17 protein-coding genes are annotated in these 20,165 nt (G+C 68.9%); 5 read left to right on the top strand and 12 right to left on the bottom strand.

All coding sequences use genetic code 11. The features are described from left to right. Nucleotide 1: 1 nt before the first annotated feature. From EV651_RS29685 to EV651_RS29670, 4 genes are read right to left on the bottom strand one after another with little or no spacing between them, the layout of a single operon-like run. Nucleotides 2-1,189 (bottom strand): CaiB/BaiF CoA-transferase family protein, encoded by a 1,188-nt coding sequence (locus EV651_RS29685; protein WP_133788562.1) that lies wholly within the window; start codon nucleotides 1,187-1,189, stop codon nucleotides 2-4. Then, entirely contained in the window at nucleotides 1,186-3,174 is a 1,989-nt protein-coding gene (locus EV651_RS29680) for an SUMF1/EgtB/PvdO family nonheme iron enzyme (RefSeq protein WP_133788561.1), read from the bottom strand. The genes EV651_RS29685 and EV651_RS29680 overlap by 4 nt, the downstream gene beginning before the upstream one ends. Continuing rightward, the gene (locus EV651_RS29675; RefSeq protein ID WP_133788560.1) at nucleotides 3,171-4,064 is read right to left on the bottom strand and encodes a ribokinase; all 894 of its coding nucleotides are present in this window, start codon (nucleotides 4,062-4,064) and stop codon (nucleotides 3,171-3,173) included. Before EV651_RS29675 ends, EV651_RS29680 begins: the two co-directional genes overlap by 4 nt. Continuing rightward, nucleotides 4,054-5,352, bottom strand: coding sequence for an ADP-ribosylglycohydrolase family protein (locus EV651_RS29670; protein ID WP_133788559.1), 1,299 nt, complete (start codon nucleotides 5,350-5,352; stop codon nucleotides 4,054-4,056). Before EV651_RS29670 ends, EV651_RS29675 begins: the two co-directional genes overlap by 11 nt. Nucleotides 5,353-5,432: 80 nt before the next feature. Between EV651_RS29670 and EV651_RS29665 the strand changes: the two genes are divergently transcribed. Both EV651_RS29665 and EV651_RS29660 read left to right on the top strand, forming a co-directional pair. Continuing rightward, nucleotides 5,433-6,998: an alkaline phosphatase gene (locus EV651_RS29665; protein WP_133788558.1), complete on the top strand. Its 1,566-nt coding sequence runs from the start codon at nucleotides 5,433-5,435 to the stop codon at nucleotides 6,996-6,998. A gap of 12 nt (nucleotides 6,999-7,010) precedes the next feature. Next, complete coding sequence (locus EV651_RS29660) at nucleotides 7,011-7,817, top strand: hypothetical protein (RefSeq protein WP_133788557.1); 807 nt, start codon at nucleotides 7,011-7,013, stop codon at nucleotides 7,815-7,817. A 3-nt stretch (nucleotides 7,818-7,820) separates the two neighbouring features. Here EV651_RS29660 and EV651_RS29655 read toward each other — a convergent pair whose 3' ends face one another. From EV651_RS29655 to EV651_RS29620, 8 genes are all read right to left on the bottom strand, one after another. Then, nucleotides 7,821-8,954 carry an ADP-ribosylglycohydrolase family protein gene (locus EV651_RS29655; protein WP_133788556.1) on the bottom strand — a complete coding sequence of 378 codons (1,134 nt, stop codon included), beginning with the start codon at nucleotides 8,952-8,954 and terminating at the stop codon, nucleotides 7,821-7,823. Beyond that, entirely contained in the window at nucleotides 8,954-10,231 is a 1,278-nt protein-coding gene (locus EV651_RS29650; protein ID WP_133788555.1) for an ABC transporter substrate-binding protein, read from the bottom strand. The genes EV651_RS29655 and EV651_RS29650 overlap by 1 nt, the downstream gene beginning before the upstream one ends. A gap of 8 nt (nucleotides 10,232-10,239) precedes the next feature. Then, on the bottom strand, nucleotides 10,240-11,073 hold the full coding sequence (locus EV651_RS29645; RefSeq protein WP_133788554.1) for a carbohydrate ABC transporter permease: 834 nt from the start codon (nucleotides 11,071-11,073) through the stop codon (nucleotides 10,240-10,242). Continuing rightward, nucleotides 11,070-11,990, bottom strand: a complete 921-nt coding sequence (locus EV651_RS29640; protein ID WP_133788553.1) for a carbohydrate ABC transporter permease — start codon at nucleotides 11,988-11,990, stop codon at nucleotides 11,070-11,072. The genes EV651_RS29645 and EV651_RS29640 overlap by 4 nt, the downstream gene beginning before the upstream one ends. Beyond that, entirely contained in the window at nucleotides 11,987-12,988 is a 1,002-nt protein-coding gene (locus tag EV651_RS29635) for a LacI family DNA-binding transcriptional regulator (protein ID WP_133788552.1), read from the bottom strand. The genes EV651_RS29640 and EV651_RS29635 overlap by 4 nt, the downstream gene beginning before the upstream one ends. A 223-nt stretch (nucleotides 12,989-13,211) precedes the next feature. Further along, complete coding sequence (locus EV651_RS29630; RefSeq protein WP_133788635.1) at nucleotides 13,212-14,162, bottom strand: TrkA family potassium uptake protein; 951 nt, start codon at nucleotides 14,160-14,162, stop codon at nucleotides 13,212-13,214. Continuing rightward, on the bottom strand, nucleotides 14,134-15,246 hold the full coding sequence (locus EV651_RS29625) for a GNAT family N-acetyltransferase (protein ID WP_133788551.1): 1,113 nt from the start codon (nucleotides 15,244-15,246) through the stop codon (nucleotides 14,134-14,136). The genes EV651_RS29630 and EV651_RS29625 overlap by 29 nt, the downstream gene beginning before the upstream one ends. A gap of 82 nt (nucleotides 15,247-15,328) precedes the next feature. Next, the gene (locus EV651_RS29620) at nucleotides 15,329-15,730 is read right to left on the bottom strand and encodes a hypothetical protein (RefSeq protein WP_238157275.1); all 402 of its coding nucleotides are present in this window, start codon (nucleotides 15,728-15,730) and stop codon (nucleotides 15,329-15,331) included. Nucleotides 15,731-15,797: 67 nt separating this feature from the next. Here EV651_RS29620 and EV651_RS29615 point away from each other — a divergent pair, with 67 nt between their 5' ends. From EV651_RS29615 to EV651_RS29605, 3 genes are all read left to right on the top strand, one after another. Further along, the gene (locus tag EV651_RS29615; protein WP_133788550.1) at nucleotides 15,798-16,403 is read left to right on the top strand and encodes a hypothetical protein; all 606 of its coding nucleotides are present in this window, start codon (nucleotides 15,798-15,800) and stop codon (nucleotides 16,401-16,403) included. A gap of 344 nt (nucleotides 16,404-16,747) precedes the next feature. Continuing rightward, the gene (locus EV651_RS29610; protein ID WP_133788549.1) at nucleotides 16,748-17,485 is read left to right on the top strand and encodes an ABC transporter ATP-binding protein; all 738 of its coding nucleotides are present in this window, start codon (nucleotides 16,748-16,750) and stop codon (nucleotides 17,483-17,485) included. Continuing rightward, nucleotides 17,482-20,139, top strand: a complete 2,658-nt coding sequence (locus tag EV651_RS29605) for an ABC transporter permease (RefSeq protein WP_133788548.1) — start codon at nucleotides 17,482-17,484, stop codon at nucleotides 20,137-20,139. The genes EV651_RS29610 and EV651_RS29605 overlap by 4 nt, the downstream gene beginning before the upstream one ends. Nucleotides 20,140-20,165 lie beyond the last annotated feature (26 nt).

Genomic DNA, 20,165 nt, shown 5'->3' with positions numbered 1-20,165 from the left:
TTCACACCACTCCAGCTGCGCGCAGCGCCGCGAGCTGATCCGGCGTGACGCCGATCTCGGCGAGCACCTCGTCGGTGTTCGCGCCGTGCGGCCGGCCCGCCCACTTGATCGCCCCCGGCGACTCGGACAGCCGGAACAGCACGTTCTGCATCTGCACCGGTCCGTCGAGCTCGTCGTCGTCCACGCTGACGATCGTCCCGAGCGCGGCGTACTGCGGATCGGTCATGATGCCGCGGATGTCGTGCACCGGCCCGACCGCGGCCTCGGCCTTCTCGAATTCCTCCATCACGAGCTCCAGCGGCCGCGCCGCGATCCACGAGCCGACCGCGTCGTCCAGCTCGTCGGCGTGCTGGGCCCGCTCACGTCCGGTCGCGAACCACGGCTGCGCGACCAGGTCCGCGCGCCCGACCAGCGTCACCACCCGCTCGGCGATGCTCTGCGAGCTCGTCGACACGGCCACCCATCGCCCGTCAAGCGTCTTGTACACGTTCCGCGGGGCGTTGTTCGACGACCGGTTCCCGAGCCGCGGCTGCACGTACCCGGTCTGCTGGTACGCCGTGATGCCGCCGCCGAGCATCATCAGGATCGGTTCGATGATCGCCATGTCGATCACCTGCCCCGTCCCGGACCTGTCGCGCTCGCGCAGCGCCACCAGGACGGCGTACGCCGTGGCGAGCGCGGTGATCCCGTCCGCGAGTCCGAACGGCGGCAGCGTCGGCGGCCCGTCCGGCTCGCCCGTGACCGCCGCGAATCCGCTCATCGCCTCGGCCAACGACCCGAAACCGGGGCGCCGGGACCACGGCCCGACCTGCCCGAACGCCGTCACCCGCGCGATCACCAGCCGCGGGTTCACGTCCAGGAGCACGTCAGGTCCGAGGCCCCACCGCTCCAACGTCCCAGGGCGGAAGTTCTCCACCAGGACGTCGTTGTCCCGAACCAGCGAGAGGAACAGCTCCCGGCCGCGGGACAGGTCCAGGGTCGCGAGCCGCTTGTTGCGGCCGAGGGTCTTGAACCACAGCCCGACGCCGTCCTTGGAAGCACCGTGCGTGCGCGCGGCGTCCGGCCGGGACGGGTGCTCGATCTTCGTGACGTCGGCGCCGAAGTCGCCGAGGAAGGTCGCCGCCAGCGGTCCCGCGAACAGCGTCGCCGCCTCCAGCACCTTCACCCCGTCGAGCGGAGCAGGCCTCATCCGGCGCACCTGAAGCCGATGTTCTCCGAGCGGTCGAGCCCGCCGCCGGTCAGCACCAGCTTGAAGCTGACGTCCGGCTCCTGCGGGCCGCCGTCGGCGTACCAGTCGGAGCCCTCGGCAACATAGTGCGAACCGCCCTTGAGAATGCAGAATCGGCTGCGGCCGTCGCGGTGCTCGCTCTCGGTCAGGTTCCACACCAGCGGCTCGCGCCGGATGAATCCCTCTTCGAGGGCGGCGATCTGCCACTCGTCCTCGGTGGGCAGCCGGCCGCCACGCCACGCGGCGTACGCCCGCGCGTCCGGGAGGTCGACGTACGTCACCGGCTGGTCCTCGGTCCCGGGGACGGGAGCACCGTCGATCCAGTGCTTCAGGAACCGGTTCGCGATCAGCGGCCGATAGCCGGTCGCCTGCACAAAGGCCAAGTACTCCGCGTTGGTCACCTCGGCAACAGCCACCGCGACGCCCGGCAACGAGACCTGACGCTCGACCGTCTGCAGGTCGTGCAGCCGAGGCGGCAGCGGCTTCCACTCCTCGACGTACGGCGCGGTGTCGTACAGCCCGGTCTCACGCCGCCGGTGCCGCACGGTCAACGTCCGCTCCCCGGCCGGCACGTCGAGCGTCGGACCGATCTCCGCCGGACCTGAAACGCCAGGCACCACAATCCGCTCCGCCGGACGCATCGGGAACGCGGACTCGTTGACGTGCGCCCGCGGCATCGTGCCCAGCTTGCGTGCGGTTGCCCGGCAGGACGCGCCGGCGGTTGCGCCGACCCGGACGATCCCGGCGACGCCGCGCCCCGGCACGGTGAGGTGTACGCCGTCGTCGTCCGCGGTGATCGGCACGCCCGAGGTGACGTCGTACCAGTCGCCGACCTGGTCCTCGGAGCGCAGCACGATGCCGTCGAAGTCCTCGTCGTGGCGGTTGATCAGCGTCCAGAACGTGATGTCGGCCAGGTCGAACCGGGACCCGTAGACGCCGTGGTCGCGGGCCTTCTCCGGGATCTCCGGCGTCAGCTGGATCCAGTCGCCGTTGATCAGCACCGGCGCAAACGCCCGCTGGGCGGCGACCATCCGGCGCAGCGTCGCGCGGTCGCGGGCGTTCCACCCGACCCACGCCGAGAACACCGACTCCCACACCAGCATGCCGACGCCGTTCACCCAGGCGGACTGCAGCTCGTCACTGTGGTCACGATTCCACCGGCGGGTGTGATGCATCATGTGCCGGCGCTCGAACAGGTGCGCCCGCAGTACGCCCGGCGCGTGCGTGTCGGCGAACCACTGCGCCCAGGACAACGCATGGTCGCTGATCCTTGCCATCGGCAACCGTGACTCGCCCTCCAGCGCGATCGCCGGGTTCGCCTGCCGGATCGCGCGGGTGAACTTCGGGTCGCCCTCCTTGAGGGTGTCCAGGAACACGCCGTCGACCGCGTAGTCCGTGACCAGGGTCGCGAACTCGTCGGCGTCCGAGCGGTCCGCCCGGCGGGTGCCGACGTCCCACGGGTTGTAGTCGAAGAACACCTTCAGGCCGAGCCGGTGCAGGTCGTCGATCAGCTCCCGCAGACCGGGTACGTCGCGGTAGAAGTCGAACTGGTTGCGGTCGTCGATCCCGATCACCGGGTACGCGTGCCAGAGCACGATCGCGTCGTACCCGCCGAACTCGGCGACCCCGTGCTCGACGAACTTCTCCGGCGTGAACTTCCCGGTCTCGACGTTGTAGAGCAGGTCGTCCCAGAGCCAGACGAGCGCCACCGAGTACGTCGTCTGGGTCCACTCGCGGCCGGGCTCGTCGTAGTGCGATCCGTCGTACCGGGTCCGTTCGATGGCGCCGAACCGCCACTCGGCCAGTTTCGCGCGCCACCGCGGCAGGTCGGCCGGGTCCTCCGGCGCGCCGACGATCTTGGCGTCGTCCAGGAAGGACAAGTCGGTCCCGAGCCCCACATCGACCCGGGCGGGTCGATCGATGGGCCGCGGTTCGAGCGGATTCACAGGTACACCTCCGCATAACGCGCGTCGATTGCATCCCCGTGAGGCACCGAGGAAATCGCCCCCGCGGCCTGAACACTCAATGAAGCAGCAACGTTAGCGCGTCGGACCGCGTTCGTCAGGTCGCTGGCCGTGATCGAGTCGTTAGCTGAGGCGGCAGCCAACGCAGCGGCCAGCACTCCACAGAACGTGTCCCCGGCGGCGGTCGTGTCGACGACCTCGACAGGTACGCCGGGAACCGTGATCTCGTCGGCGTCCCGGGTCAGGATCACCGCGCCGGCCCCGCCGAGCGTGACGACCGCGGCCGGCACCTTCTTCAGCAGCGCGGACCGGTCCGCCCCGGCGATCGCCTCGGCCTCGGTCTCGTTCACCACCAGCAGATCGACCTCGGCCAGCAGCTCGTCCGGCAGTTCGGCCGCAGGCGCCGCGTTCAGGATGAAGTACGACGAGGCAGCGGCCGCCGCCGCGACGGTCCCGAACGGGATCTCCAATTGGGAAAGCACGACTTTCGCTTGTCCGACAGCGGCCACAGCCTCGGCCGACAGCGTCAGCTCACCGTTGGCTCCGGGCGCGACCACGATCGAGTTCTCACCGCTCTCCTCGACCGTGATGATCGCCGTACCGGTCGGGGCGTCGCTGGTCGTCGCCAACGTCAGATCCACGCCCTCGAGCGCCGCCCGCAGCAGCGCACCGCCTTCGTCGTCGCCCAGGGCGACCACCATCGCGGTCCGCGCGCCGGCCCGCGCCGAGGCCACCGCCTGGTTCGCGCCCTTGCCGCCCGGGCCACGCGTCATGGCTCCCGCCAGGACCGTTTCCCCCGGCCGTGGGATCCGCTGGACAGGCAGCACCAGGTCCACGTTCGCGCTACCGACAACCACAACCTCAGGCTCCACCCCGGGCCACCTCCACAGTCCGCCGCGCCAGCTCGTCGATCGCGATCTGGTTCATCCCCGGGAGGCTGGTGGCCACCCGATTGTCCAGTGGTGCAGACCACTGTGCCGGAATCCCCCGCGTCGCGCCAAAAACCGCGCCCACCGTAGCGCCGGCCGAGTCGGTGTCCCAGCCGCCCATCACGGCACGTCCGATCGCCGTGGTGAAATCCGGAGCAGTCAGCGCGTAGGCGGTGAGCGCGGTGTTGTTCACCGCATGTACCCAATGCAGGTCGCCGTACTCCGCGTGCAAGGCGTCGAGCGCGTCGTCCAGCCCGGCATCGGCGAGGGTCAGTCCGAACCGGACCGCGCGGGCGATCGCGCCCTGTCCGCTGATCACGTCCAGGCCGGCGACCGCTGCCTCGACCGGATCGTCGAGCACGAGAGCGGCGGCCGACATCGCGGCGACCCAGAGCGCGCCGTCGACGCCGGCGCCGGTGTGACTGAGGCGGGCGTCGACGAGCGCGAGCCGCGCCGCCGCGGTCCGGTCGCCAGGATGCGCCCAGCCGTACGCGTCGGTCCGGATCTGGGCACCGATCCACTCCCGGAACGGGTTCCCGACGACGGCCGCGCGGGCCGGCTCGACCCCCTCCAGAAGGTTGCGGTAGGCAACACGTTCGGCGGTGAACACGCGGCCGGCCGGCAGGTCGTTCAACCAGCTCTGCGCCACGTCGTCCGTGGTCAGCCCGGGCCCGAACCGCTCCATCATCAACAGCGCCAGGATCGCGAAGTTGATGTCGTCGTCCTCGGGCATGCCGTCGATGACCTCGCGCAGGCTGTTCACCTTCGACCGCCGGTTCCACGGCCACCGCTGCTGCACCTCGTCCGGTACGCCGACGGCGGTGATGTACCGGGTCAACGGCCACTGCCCGGAGCTGGCCAGGATCTCCCGGATGCCCTCGCGCGGGATCTTCTCCACCGGCTTCCCGAGGAGATTCCCGGCCATCCGCCCGAGCCAGGCGTTCAACGTCCGGGTCTCGAGCTCGACCGACTCGCCCAGCGAGGGCAACTCCGGAATCGCGGGCTCGCGCCACTCCCCTGTCCTGGCGTCGAGCACGTCGAGCAGCTCGCGAGCAAGCGCACGCAGCGCGGGCGTCGCCGGCTCGTCGGAGGCACCGGACACCGGGGCGTCCGTCGTACCTCCGGCGGCGATCCAGCGGGCCTGCACGTCGGTGACGTCAACGCCCTCCGACCGCGCCTGGACCAGTTGGTGCGGGAGGAGGTCCTCCGGCTGCACCCAGGTCATTCTCATCGGACTGCTTCCTTCCCTTGTTGCGCCAGGCGAAACGCCCACCTGGATCGTTGCATCGGCGCGGGCCGATACTTCGGCCCATGGTCACCCGCCGCAGCTTTCTGACCGCCACGGGCGCTGCCGCAGCGCTCGCGATGACCGGCAACCTCCCTGATCTCGTCGATGCAGCAGGAATACCGCATCGCACCGACAAAAGGCCGCTGTTCACTCTCGGCGTCGCCTCGGGCGATCCGTTGCCGGACGCCGTGGTGATCTGGACCCGGCTCGCACCCGGTCCGCTCGAACCGTTCGGCGGCATGGACGACCGCACGGTCAACGTTGAGTGGGAGGTCGCCGAGGACGAGACGTTCCGCAGAGTGGTACGTCGCGGCACGGCGCACGCCCGAGCGGAGTACGCCCACACGGTCCACGTCGACGTACGCGGGCTGCGTCCGTGGCGGCACTACTTCTACCGTTTCCGCGCCGCCGGACAGATCAGCCCGGTGGGTCGTACGCGGACCGCACCCGCGCCGTCCGACGAGCCGGTCGTGACCATGGCGGTCGCGTCCTGCCAGGCCTACTACGACGGGTTCTACACGGCCTACCAAGACGTCGTACGCCGGGAGCACGATGTCGTGCTGTTCCTCGGTGACTACATCTACGAGGTCGGTGTCGGCGCGACCGCCGGCGTACGGAACCAGGCTGTTCCGGTCGACTTCGTCGGCGAGATCTTCACGCTCGACGAGTACCGGGCCCGCTACGCGCTGCACAAGACCGATCCCGACCTGCAGGACGCGCACGCGGCGGCACCGTGGATCGTCACCCTCGACGACCACGAGGTCGAGGGCAACTGGGCCGGGTACGTGTCCGAGGACGGCATTCCGCACGACGACTTCCTGGTACGCCGGGCCAACGGGTTCCGCGCGTACTGGGAACACATGCCCCTGCGTCTCGACCAGTCCCCCGACGGCCCGTCGATCCGCTTGCATCGCCATCTCCGGTACGGCCGTACCGCCGACCTCAGCGTCCTGGACACGCGGCAGTTCCGCGACGACCAGACCTCGACCGGTGGGTGGCTGCCGCCCGACGAGGTATCGACCGACCCGGCCCGCACGATCACCGGCGACGCCCAGGAACGCTGGCTCCTCGACACGCTCGGAAACTCCACCAGCCGCTGGAACGTCGTCGCGCAACAGGTCGCAATGGCCCAGCTCGACCGCAAGACCGGCCCGGACCTCGAGCTCCCGATGGACACCTGGAACGGGTACGCCGCATCCCGCGACCGCGTGCTCTCCGGCGTACGCGACCAGGACGTGCGGAACTTCGTCGTACTCACCGGAGACCTGCACCGCAGTGTCGCCTCCGACCTGCGGGTGAACTTCACGGACCCGTCCACTCCGGCGATCGGGACGGAGTTCGTCACCACGTCGATCTCTTCCGGCAAGGACGGTGTCGACGCGGACGCGACCGGACGCGCGTTGCTCGCCGAGAACCCGCACGTCAAGTACCAGAACGTCCAGCGCGGCTACCTCAGCTGCCGCCTCGACCGCACCGCGTGGACGTCGGAGTTCCGCATCGTCGACCGCGTCGTCACACCCGGCGGTACGGCGTCCACCCGCGCCACCCTGGTCGTCGAGGACGGCCGCCCCGGAACCCACCTCGTCTGAACGGACCGCCCCATGCTTCGACGCTTGGCCCTCGTCGCCGTCCCGTTGACACTCCTCGTTGCTACCGGCAACAACCAGATCGGGATCAGTGCCACCCCGCAACCGGTCGAGGTCGTTCCGCTGCCGTGCTTCCCGGCCGGCAAACTGACCCTCGGCATGACCAACACCGGCCGCAAACCGACGATCGCCGACATGCGCATCTCCTCGAACGATGCGCTCACGTTGTCCAGGCACCAGTTCTCCAGCTACCTGCCCGTCGACCAACTGGTGAAGGCACCGCTCGAGATCACCGTCCCGCGCGACACTGCGCCCGCGACCCACACCGTCAATCTGACCGTCGGAAAAGAACACGTCGACGTGCCGGTGGTGATCAAGCCCGTCCCGGCGCGCGACAACGTCCTGCTCGGCGAGCAGGCCGTCGCGTCGTCCACCAACGGCAACATGCGGCTGTGCGGCGGCGTCGACGGGAACGCCGACTCGACGCAGTGGGGCGCCAGCGGCTGGCACGACAACACCAAGGGCGTCTTCCCCGACACATACGGCGTCGGCTTCGTCCAACCAACCACAATCGGCCGGGTGGTCCTGCAGACCCTCGACTCGACCACCTACCCCGCCGCAGTGATGGGCATCCGCGACTTCGACCTCCAGGTCCGCACCGGGAGCGCTTGGACGACGGTCGACGAGGTCCGCGGCAATGTCCAAGGCCGCGTGACGATCACCTTCGAGTCTCGCGCCGTCGACGCCGTCCGGCTCGTCATCCACGACTCCAACGACCACGGCTACTCGCGGATCGTGGAGTTGGAGGGGTATAGCAGTTGACATTCAGACCAGCGCGTCCAACGCCGCCGTACGCCGGGCCCATCGCTCGGCGTCGGACGCTCGGATGTCCTGCGCGACCGATGCCATCACCAGACCGGGCTGTACCAGGTCGGTCTTGCTCGCCTCGGCGATCTGGTCTGCCCAGTCCGCCGGTACGCCGTTCTGTCCGCTCAACGCGCCGGTGATCGCGCCGGCCATCGACGCGATCGAGTCCGCGTCGCGGCCGTAGTTCGTGCCGCCCAGCACGGCCCGGCGTACGTCTCCCTCGGAGACGAGCACGAAGCCGAGCGCGACCGGGAGTTCCTCGATCGCCTTGGTACGGCTGGGGCGGCGGGCGTCCATCGACAGCTCGCGGTAGTTCGGGCCGACCGTGTCGTACGGCTCGATCGCCTTGCGCAGCACGGGAATCGCCTGTTCCCAATCGGTGACGCCGGCGGCCGCCTCTGCCACGGCCTCGACGGCCCTCCGAGTGCCGTCCTTGGCCAGCCGCAGCGCCGCTTCGACCGCCGACGAAGCCGTTGCCCCCGGCGCCATCGCGGCGGCGACGGCGGCCGCGAACACCGCGGCCGCCTCCCGCCCGTAGCTCGATTGATGCGCACCGGCGACGTCGAGCGCCTCGGCGTACGCACCCTCGGGATCGGCCGCGTTGGCGATCCCGACCGGCGCCATGTACATCGCCGCACCGCAGTTGACGATGTTGCCGACGCCCGCCTCGCGCGGATCGACGTGCCCGTAGTGCAGGCGGGCGACCAGCCACTTCTCGGCCAGGAAGACCCGCTGCAGCAGCAGCGCGTCCGCCTCGAGCTCAGGAATCCAGCGGGTCCCGTCGATCATCTTCGGCACCAGCGACTCGGCGACCGCGTACGCGTCCAGGTGCGACCGGCGTTCGTCGTACACCTCGACCAACGCGTGCGTCATCAAGGTGTCGTCGGTGATGTGCCCGTCGCCCTTGTGGTACGGCGCGATCGGACGAGCCGTCCGCCAGTCGTCGTACCACGGGCCGACGATGCCGGTCACCCAGCCGCCGTGCCGCTCCCGGATCGCCTCCGGGGCCCAGCCCTCGACGGCCCCACCGATCGCGTCACCGACCGCGGAGCCGACGAGAGCGCCGACCGCCTTCTCTTCCAACTGGGTCATCAGTTGTTGACCTGGCCCCATCCGTCGCTCAGTTTCTTGCCCAGCGCCGCGGCGTCGGTCTTGTTCGCCAGGTACTGCTGGAACGCCGGCGTCGCGATCTGGTCCTTCCACTGCGGGTAGTTCTCCACGCTCTGGAACGGCGCCTTGGTCAGCTCCGAGCCGCTGGCCAGGATCTGCTGCCAGCCGTTCTTGCCGCCGGTCGCCTTCTGGACCGCGTCCCGGGCCGCCTGCGTGGTCGGGATCAGCCAGTCGCCCTGACCGACCGCGGCCAGGTTCTCGGCCTTCATGAAGTAGTCGATGAACTTCGCCGACTGCTCGATGTGCTTGCCCTCGGCCGGCGCCGACAGCGTCTGCGGGTTCGCGGCTTGCTTGGTGCTGGTGCCCTTCAGCGGCGGCAGCACCTCCCACTGGAAGGTCTTCGGCGCCTCCTCGAGGATCTGCTGCGCGACGTAGTTGCCGGCCACCACCATCCCGTACTTGCCGGCGTAGAACCCGGGCAGTACGTCGGAACCGCTCTGCGTCAGCGAGGTCGGGTCGATCGACTTGTCGTCGTACGCCATCGCGTGGATCCGCTTCGGCACCTCGAGCTCGGCGTCCCCGATGGTCGCCTTGGCGTCCTTGCCGGAGCCGTCGAAGAACTTCGCGTCGAAGTTCAGGCCGAGGTTCAGCATCGTCGCGGTCGGGCTCTTCAGGCCCCAGCCGAGACCGTACTTACCGCCCGCGGTGAGCTTCTTCGCGTCGGCGGCCAGGTCGTCCCAGCTCAGCGAGTCACCGGTCGCCGTGATCCCGGCCGTCTTGAGCGCCGCCGAGTTCGCGAACACGACGTACGACTGCAGCAGGGTCGGGGCGGCGTACACCTTGCCGTCCTTGGAGACCGTGTCCCAGACGCCCTGCGAGACGGCGTCCTTGGTCTCCTGGCTCAGGTACGGCGAGAGGTCCGCGAGGTAGCCCTGGTTGATGAAACCGGTGATGTCAGCGGACTCGTCGTGGATGATGTCCGGCGCGGTCCCGCCCTGGAACTGGGTGACCAGCTGGTCGTGCACCGAGTCCCAGCTGCCCTGGACGTACTCGACCTGGATGTTCGGGTTGGCGGCGTTCCAGTCCGCGACGATCTTCTTCGTCGCGGCGACCGTCGTCTTCTGGAAGGCGAGGCTCTGGAACTTCAGCGTCACCTTCTCATCTGAATTGCTTGAGCTGTTGTTGTTGCTGTTGCCCCCACACGCCGCGAGCGCCACCAGTGCGCCCGCCGCGAACAACGCGGTCATGACCTTCTTCATTACCTCTCCTAACCTTTGACTGCGCCGCTCAGCAGGCCGGAGGTCAACCGGCGCTGGAGGAAGGCGAAGAACACGAGACTCGGCACGGTCGCAAGAACAGAGGCGGCGGCGAGCGGGCCGAACTGAACCTGGCCCTCGGCCCCGACGAAGCGGGCGAGCACCAGCGGCAGCGTCTTGAGCTGCGGGTCCTGCAACAGGACCAGGGCGAAGAAGAACTCGTTCCACGCCGAGATGAAGGTGAACATCGCGGTCGCGATCAGCCCCGGCCGGAGTAGCGGCATCACGATCGAGACGATCGTCCGGATCCGGCCGGCGCCGTCCACCGACGCCGCCTCTTCCAGTTCCCGCGGCACTGCGGCGACGTACCCCTGCAGCATCCACAACGCGAACGGGAGCGACCAGACCATGTAGACGATCACGACGCCGGGGATCGTGTTCGTCAGGTGCAGCGGGCGGAGGATCATGAACAGCGGGATCACGATCAGGATCACCGGGAACACCTGGCTGACGAGGATCCAGCCGTTCGTGAGCGGCCGCAGCCGACTGCGGAAACGGGCCAGCGCGTAGGACACCGGGAGAGCGACGATCAGCACCAGGATCGTGCTGTAGACGGAGATCTGCAGGCTGTTGCCGAGGCCGCGGACCAGGCCTTGTTCGTTCAGCGCGTCGCTGTAGTTGGACAGGTCGAAGTGCTTCGGCAGCAGGCTCGGCGTGATGCTCGCGAACTCCTGCGGCGACTTCAGCGAACTGGAGATCAGCCAGAGCAGCGGGAAGCCGAGGAACACCAGGTAGCAGACGACAGCGACGTACTGCAGGGCGCGAATCCCGGGACGAGTTCTCATGCCTCGCTCCTCAGCCGGTTCCGCAGGTAGAAGAACAGGAACGCGATGATGATGACCACCATCACGTCACCCATCGCCGCGGCCATCCCGAAGTTGCCGTAGCGGAACGCCTCGTTGTAAGCGAACAGCATCGGCAGCATCGTCTTGCCGCCCGGACCGCCGGCGGTCAGCACGTAGACCAGGCCGAACGAGTTGAAGTTCCAGATCATGTCCAGGCTGGTGATCGCGACGATCACGGTTCGCAGCTGCGGGAGCGTGATGTTCCAGAACTGGCTCCAAGTGCTCGCGCCGTCGACCGCCGCCGCCTCGTAGAGGGTGCGGTCGATACCTTGCAGGCCGGCCAGCAGGGTGATCGTCGTCATCGGCATGCCGACCCAGATCCCTACCACGATCACGGCCGGGAGCGCCGTACCGAAGTCGCCGAGGAAGTTGATCGGGTGGTCGGTGAGGTGCAGCTTCTGCAGGAGCTCGTTGACCGGGCCGTTGGTCGGGTGCAGCAGCAGGCGCCACATGATCGCAACGACCACCGGCGGCATCGCCCACGGGATCAGCGCGAGGGTGCGCGCGACGCCGCGGAACTTGAGGTTCGTGTTCAGCAGCAGCGCGAGCCCGAGCGCGGCGACAAACTGCAGGATCGTCACCGACAGGGTCCAGATCACGCCGATCCGGAACGAGTCCCAGAAGAGGTGGTTCTGCAGGAGTTTGCCGAAGTTGTCGAAGCCGACGAAGTTGGTCTCGACGTGCAGCCCGGCACGGGCATCGGTGAAGCCGAGCGCGATGCCGCGGATCAGCGGGTAGACGCTCAGTATCAGCACCGGCAGCAGCGCGGGCAGGAACAGCAGGATCGCCTCGCGATTCTGCCTCGGCCTCCCGCTCTTCTTCTTCACCGGGGCGGGCGCGGTCAACGTGGCCGTCACGGGGTCGACCTCCTGATGCTCAGGGAGGGCTGTACGACGATGCGTCGCGGGGTCCGTTCGTTGTCCTCGATCCTTGCCAAGAGCAACTCGGCCGCTCGGCGACCGCGCTCCGCGGAGCCCAGGTTCACGCTTGTCAACGGCGGGAAGCTCTGCTCGGCCAGTTCGCTGTCGTCCATCCCGACGACCGCGACGTCGGCGGGCACCTCCAGCCCGGCCGCAGCCAGCTCATGCATCACGCCCACGGCGAGCAGATCATTCGCGCAGATGACAGCATCGAACGCGCCAGCCAGCCCGCCCGCGGCCAGTAGGTCGGGAGCGGCCGCACGTCCTGCGGCGAAAGTGAAGTCTGTTGCCTCGGCGACAGCGACGGGCTGGAGCTCGTGTGCTTTGAGCGCTTCGGCGAAACCCTTGGCCCGGGCAGCTCCTGGGACCGTGTCGGCCGGGCCGTTCAGGAACGCGATGCGTCGGCGGCCTTTCGCGACCAGGTGGTCGACGGCGACCAGCATGCCCTTGGGTGAGTTCGCCCGGACGGTGTCGACGCCTGCCTTGGCGGGGACGTTACCGGCGACCACCACCGGCACCTCGCACTCGCGGATCGACTTCACCAGGTCCTCGTCGACGCGGATCGGGCTGATCAGCAAGCCGTCGGCGTACCCGCGCGCCATCCCCCGAACCAGCGCGACCTCGTCCACCACGTCCGGCCCGGTCGTCGTCACCACGAGCCGGTAGCCGGCCGCGGAGACCACCTCCTCGACCGCCCGCATCATCGTCACGTACACCGGGTTGCCGACGTCCGCGACCGCCAGCGTCAGCTGGAACGTCCGCCCGACCTTCAGCGACCGCGCCCGCGCGTCCGGCACGTAGCCGAGCTCGTCGACCGCCCGCTGGACCCGCTCGACCATCTCCTCGGTGGCCGGCAGCCCGTTCAGCACGCGCGACACCGACGCCACCGAGACCCCGGCTGCCCGGGCCACCCCAGCGATCGTCGGACGACTCACGCCGACCTCCTGTAATCGTTCTTGTAATCGTTTACAAGCCCGACACTAAACCGCCCCCCAAAACCCCGTCAACACCACGCACCCCCCAACCCCACGCCCGAAACCACACCGTGACCCGCCCAGCTCAACTTTGAGAAGCCACCAACCATCTCGGGAGCACCGAAACGGTTGGTGGCTTCACAAAGTTGGGACCGGCGGACGGCCCGGCGGGCGTGCGGAGGGGTTACTCGTCGTCCTCGTCGGCGCCGGGGCGTTCGGCCCAGGGGGTTTCCTTGGCGGGGCGGACGACGATGAGTTTGTCGCCGGCGGCCAGCACCGAGACGTTCGAGTCGTAGTAGCGGTGCACCTTGCCGTCGCGGACCACCGACACGACCCGGTCGGGTACGGCGGACGGCGGCTTGCCGACCTCGCGGCCGAGGACCGGGCGCTCGGCAACCTCGAGACCCTCGCCGTACGTGAGCAGGTCCTCCATCACCTCGCCGAGGTTCGGGCTGACGGCGGACAGGCCAAGCAGCCGGCCGACCGCCTCCGACGAGGTGACGACCGCGTCCGCGCCGCTCTGCCGCAGCAGCGGCACGTTGTCCTCCTCGCGGACCGCGACCACGATGTGCGCGTTCGGGTTCAGCTGCCGCACCGCGAGCGTCACCAGGACGGCCGAGTCGTCCCGGTCGGTCGTCACGATCACCTCGCGCGCGGTCATCACCTCGGCGCGGCGCAGTACCGTCCGGTTCGTCGCGTCGCCGTGGAACGCGGCCATCTGATCGTTGCCCGCGTCACCGATCGCCGTGGCCCGCGGGTCGATCACCACGATGCTGTCGCGCTTGATGCCGTTGCTGATCAGCGTCTGTACGGCGGACCGGCCCTTGGTGCCGTAGCCGACGACGATGGTGTGGTCCTTCATCCGTTTCCTCCAGCGCGTGTCGCGCATGATCCGGCGACCCTCGTTGGCCAGCACTTCCAGTGTCGTACCGACCAGAACCACCAGGAACGCGATCCGCAGCGGAGTCACGATGAAGGCGTTCACCAGCCGGGCGAGGGGCGTCACCGGCGTGATGTCGCCGTACCCGGTCGTGGTGAGCGTGACAGTCGCGTAGTAGATGCTGTCGATCAGGTCGACGCGGCCGTCGTAGCTGTCCTTGTACCCGTCACGGTCGACCACCACGATCAGCACCATCACGGTCAGCAGCCCCAGCGCGATCAGCACCCGGCTGAAGAGCTGATAGAGCGGCGAGCGCGTGCTCGCGGGCAGGTTGACCAGTAGGCCGTGCGGATTGCGACCGGTGGGAAGGGGTGGCACGGTTCAGACGATATTCCACCGGTGGCCGATCCACCGCATACGACAGGCTCCGGTCGGTCAGTGCGACACTCACCATCAGACTGTCGCCGTCCCGAATCACCCGGGACCGCATCCGCAGCCGCTCGAGGGTGCGGAGCATCGCCTGGTTCTCCGGCTGCACCATGCAGACCACCCGGTCGGCACCGAGCGCGCGGGCCTCCCCCACCACCTGGCGCAGCAGCCGCAGCCCGAGGCCCTGTCCCTGCCAGCCGTCCTCGACCAGTACGGCGACCTCCATCGTCGTACTGCCCAGCTCCTCCCACGGCGCCGCCGTCGCCATCCCGATCACGGCGTCGTCGACGCAGGCGACGATCGACACGCCGCCGGCCGGCGCGGACAGGTGCCGCGCGGTGCGGGCGGTGAGCTTCGGCATCGGCACGTGGTACCGCCGGGTGCGGCTCTCGTACGAGCACCGGTCATGCATCGCGACGACGGCGTCGGCGTCCTCGACGGTCGCGGTCCGCAGCTCGGGTACGCCGCCGCTCCCGGGCCGCGGGCCCTCCGGCGTATCGAACCGCTCGGCCAGCCGGCCGGCGATCTCGACCAGCACGTCCGCGCGAGCCCATTCGGCCGGCGTGTACTCGTCGAACCCCTGCAGGTTTCCCAGCTCGTCGTCGACCGACACCGGGTCGTCGATCAGCCGCAGTACGGCGCGCAGGTACCGCGTCGGCGCGTCATGGAGTACGTCGGCCTGGCACGGGCGGACCGTCGTACGGCCACAGCCGGCCTCGGCGACCAGCGCCTTCAGGTCGTCGGCGGTCCAGCCGACGCCGGTGGAGACGACCAGCTCGTCGACCGCACCGGTCTCGGAGGTGAAGACCTCCAGGTGAAGGATGTTGATGTCGTCCGCACCACACCGTGCAGCGAGTTCGGCCAGCGCACCGGGCCGGTCGGCGAGTTCGGTCCTGATCTTCCAGAGCATGCGGACGCCCTCCCTCGTGGAAACGTCCTTCCACTGTGCGTCCCACCTGTTGCCCGGCCGGGTCCGGAATGTTACGCCCGCGTCAACGTTTCCGGCGGATCTTGGGGAGGATCGTCTGCTTGTGTGCCGCCAGGACGGCGGCTGGTTCGCGCTTGTCCAGGTCCGCGTGCCGCAGCAGCTCGGGATAGCTGCTCTGCGGTACGACGGGGTACGTCGTCACGATCGCGTCCCCGGAGAACACGAAGAAGATCGCCTGACCGTCCTTGATCACCTTCAGCAAGGACCCTTCCCGCACGGTGAGAGCGTGCTCGATCGCCTTCCGGCGCGCGGTCCGTTTCGCCCACGCGGCCTGGACCGCCTGCTGCGCGGGCTCCCGACCGTGCCGGACCGCCTCGACGACGAGCGGCCCGTACCGCACGCCGTACTTCACCAAGTTCTTCGCCAGCTTGCTGCTCTTGCCCGCACCAGCCGCTCCACCCGCCATGTCTCGAGCGTACTGACCGGACCGGGTCGGCATGCGGTGGTTCGTCCGGTCAGGCACCATGGAGGCCGTGAGTACCCCGAATCCGCGCCGGCCGATCCTGCCCGGGAACAAGCTGTTCGAGTCGCTGCCCGGTGCCGCCGACCCGGCCACCGTGACCGAGGCCGCGCACCGGACCGCGGAGCTGCTGGTCCGCGGGGTGCGCAAGTCCGAGGACACCGAGGTACACGCCCGAGTGGTGAAACTCGCCGACGAGTACGGTCTCGACGAGCTCGCCGAACTGTGGTCCGACTCCCCCGCCGACTCGCTGCCCGGAGCGCTCTGGCGGCTGTACGTCCTGCGCTCCTGGGTGCACTCGAACGCCGAGGCCGTGTCCCGTGAGTTCGCCGGCGGCCGCAAGTACGCCGAGGTGCACGCGGTCGTCGCAGGTGTCGCCGAACCACCCGGTCCGGCCGAGGTGCGGGACATGGTCGACGCCGTACTGCGGGGTGTCGCGACCGGTGATTTCGCTACCACCCTGGACCGGGCGGCCGCGTTCGCGCGGATCGTGGCGACCGGGCGGGCGCACCTCGCCGACGACGGCCACGACCAGGTGCTGTCGGCGTCGAAACTGGTCGAGACCGCTGATCAGCTGCAGACCGCGGCACGCGCCGAACGCGCCGGGAGCCTGTGGTAGTTGCGGCCCGCCCTTAGTTGCATATGGCGGCGAGCGGTGTTATAGCGTCTCGCGGCCTGGATTCCCAACAGGACAAGGGGTTTGGGCACCCGCTACACTGTTCGAGGTGTCGGGCCGGTGCAAGCCCCGGGTCCCAAATTAAGCCGCTACGAGCGGCCACGCGCCGTGAGGCGCTTCCCGGTCCGGCACCCTTGACTCCCCGCTCACCGCCCTTTGAAGCTGTGCAGCTCAGGGTCCGGCCCGGGACAACCCCCTATCGGTCCAGCCCGAAGACGAGCAGACTCGGTGGAAGTTGTTGGCCGGTCTGCTGGGGGGCCGCTGATCAGCCAGGGAGGGCGATCGGCATGGAGGGGACAGACTCAGTTGTGCACGCGGAGGGTGTCGTGCGTGTGTACGGCGAAGGTGACGCTGCGGTCCGTGCGCTGCACGGAGTGGACGTGGAGATCGAATCCGGACAGCTGACGGCGGTGATGGGCCCGTCGGGGTCGGGGAAATCGACGCTGATGCACATCCTGGCCGGTCTGGACCGGCCGACGTCGGGCTCGGTCATGATCGACGGTATCGAGATCACGACGCTGGGCGACGACGCGCTCACGAAGCTCCGTCGTCAGCACATCGGCTTCATCTTCCAGTTCTTCAACCTGCTGCCGATGCTCAGCGCGCGGGACAACATGCTGCTGCCGCTGACGATCGCCGGTGTGAAGGCGGATCCGGAGTTCTTCGACAACTTGGTCGAGCGGGTCGGTCTCACCGATCGCCTCGAGCACCGGCCGGCCGAGCTGTCCGGCGGTCAGCAGCAGCGGGTCGCGATCGCGCGGGCCCTGGTGTCGCGTCCGACCGTGGTGTTCGCCGACGAACCCACCGGCAACCTCGACTCCCGGACCAGCGGCGAGATCCTCGACCTGATGCGGTCCTCGGTCGAGACGTACGGGCAGACGACGGTGATGGTGACGCACGACGCCAAGGCCGCCGCGATGGCCGACCGGGTGCTGTACCTGGCCGACGGCGAGATCGTCAAGGAGACCGGGCGGTCCAGCCAGCACGAGATCCTGCAGATCATCGACACGCTGGACCTGCAGTGATCAGGTTCGCGCTGCAGGGACTGCTCGCTCGCAAGCTACGGACGGCGCTGACCGCGATCGGCATCGTTCTCGGTGTCTCCCTGATCTCCGGCACCTACGTCCTGACCGACTCGATCTCCAGTGCGTTCGATTCGATCTTCAGCCAGAACTACAAGAACACCGACGCCGCGATCACTGGCAAGTCCGCGTTCGACCTGTCCGGCGACGGGACCCAGCAGGCACCGCCGTTCCAGGCCGACCTGCTGCAGAAGGTCCGCGACCTTCCGGAGGTCGGCGCCGCCGGCGGGGCCGTGAACGGCGAAGCGCAACTGATCGGTAAGGACGGCAAGGCGATCGTCTTCGGCGGCGCACCGAACCTCGGTTTCAGCGTCGATCCGTCGCTGCCGCAGTTCAACTCGCTCAGCCTGGTCAAGGGCGGCTGGCCCGGAGCCGGCGAAGTGGTCATCGACACGAAAACCGCGGCGGAGAAGGGCTTCCAGGCCGGCGACACGATCGGCGTCCAGGCCCGCGGCGCGGTGCAGCCGATGCGGATCTCCGGGCTGGTCAGTTTCGGCGCGGTCTCGTCCATCGGCGGCGCGACCCTGGCCGGCTTCGACCTCGGTACGGCGCAACGCCTGTTCGACAAGACCGGGAAACTCGACCAGATCCTGGTCGCCGCCAAGAAGGGTGTCGACCGGCCGCAGTTGCTCGCGGCGGTCCAGAAGATCCTGCCGCCCGCGACGCAGGTCCGCAGTGCGGAGGACCAGGCCGCCGAGGACGCCGCCGGCACGAGCGAGTTCCTGAGCTTCCTGCAGACGTTCCTGCTGGTGTTCGGCGGGATCGCGTTGTTCGTCGGATCGTTCGTGATCGCCAACTCGCTGTCGATCACGATCGCCCAGCGCACCCGCGAGTTCGCGACGCTGCGGACCCTCGGCGCCGCGCGCAAGCAGATCCTCGGCACGGTCGTGCTCGAGGCGCTGGTGACCGGCATCGTCTCGGCCGTGGCCGGGTTGTTCCTCGGGCTCGGGATCGCGACCGGGCTGTTCAAGCTGTTCGACGCGATCGGATTCACCCTCCCGAACAACGGCCTGGTGTTCCGGACGCGGACGATCATTGTCGCGCTCATCGTCGGCGTGGTCGTGACCGTGCTGGCGAGTCTGCGGCCGGCCATGCGAGCCACGCGCGTACCGCCGATCGCCGCCGTACGAGAGGGCGCGGCGCTGCCGCCTGGGCGGTTCCACAGGTATCGCTCGGCGGGTGCCGTAGCGGTGGCCATGGTGGGAATCGGCACGATCCTCGCCGGGCTCTTCGTCGACGGTCTGGCCACGAAGACGCTGCTGATCCTGCTGGGACTCGGCGTCCTGCTGCTGTTCGTCGGTATCGCGGCGTTCTCGGCGCGGCTCGTCCGGCCGATGGCCGCCGTGTCGGATCCGGTGGCGCGCTGGTCCGTCGTCGTCCTGACCGCGATCGCCTGGCCGTTCATCCTGTTGCCGCTCTGGCTGATCCGCCGGCTGTTCGGGCGGCCGGCCGAGTTCCCCGGCGTACTCCCGGACGGCCCCGCGGTCACGCTCGGTGGGCAGAACAGCCGACGCGACCCTCGCCGTACGGCGTCGACCGCCGCGGCGCTGATGATCGGGCTGGCACTGGTCACGCTCGTCGCGACCCTCGGCGCCGGGATCATCAAGCCGTTCGAGGACGCGGTCGACAAGATCTCCAGCTCCGACTACGCGCTCACCGCGCAGAACAACTTCAGCCCGTTGCCGCCGACAGTGGCCGCCGCGGCGGCGAGGATACCGTCGGTCACCGAACTGACCAGTGTTCGCGCCGGCCAGGCGCGGGCGTTCGGCAAGACGATCTCGCTCACCGCCATCGACGAGACGGCGCCCAAGCTGCTGCGGTTCGACTGGCGCTCCGGCTCCCAGGCGTCGCTGTCCGAACTGGCGGCGAACGGCGCGATCGTCGACTCCGGTTACGCGGACGAGCACTCCCTCGCTCTCGGGTCCACTTTCCAGATGCAGACGGTGACCGGGAAGCTGCTGCAGCTCACGGTGCGCGGCATCTTCAAGCCGCCGGCGGGTGGGTCGCCGTTCGGTAACGTCACGATCTCCACCGGCACCTTCGACTCCACGACCACCCAGCCGCAGAACATCTACAGCTTCCTGAACATCGAAGGCGCCGTGACGCCGGCGAACACCGCCACGCTGAACGCTGCCCTGGCCTCGTTCCCGAACGCCAAGGCCGTGACCATCGAGCAGTTCAAGGACAATCAGACCGACGGCATCAAGAGCTTGCTGAACGTGCTCTACGTGTTGCTGGCGCTGTCTGTCCTGGTGAGCCTGTTCGGCATCGTGAACACCCTGGTCCTGACCGTCTTCGAGCGAACCCGCGAACTCGGTATGCTGCGCGCGATCGGCCTGACCCGCGGGCAGGTGAAACGGATGATCCGCCAGGAGTCCGTGATGACGGCGCTGATCGGCGCGGTGATCGGCATCGTCCTCGGTCTGGTGCTCGCGTCACTGCTGGCCGCACGGCTGGACGAGATCAGCTTCACCGTCCCGGTCGGCCAGCTGGTCGCGTTCGCCGTCGTCTCGGTCGTCGTCGGCATCGTCGCCGCCATCTGGCCGGCCCGCCGCGCAGCAAAGCTCGACCCGCTCCAGGCGCTGCAGTATGAGTAGTTGTACGGACGATCCCTAACCCCTGG

The organism is Kribbella sp. VKM Ac-2571 (genome assembly GCF_004362255.1).
In the GTDB taxonomy this organism is placed as follows: domain Bacteria; phylum Actinomycetota; class Actinomycetes; order Propionibacteriales; family Kribbellaceae; genus Kribbella; species Kribbella pratensis.
The sequence above is the reverse complement of the archived record's forward strand: the minus strand, read 5'-3'. Positions and strand labels throughout refer to the sequence as shown.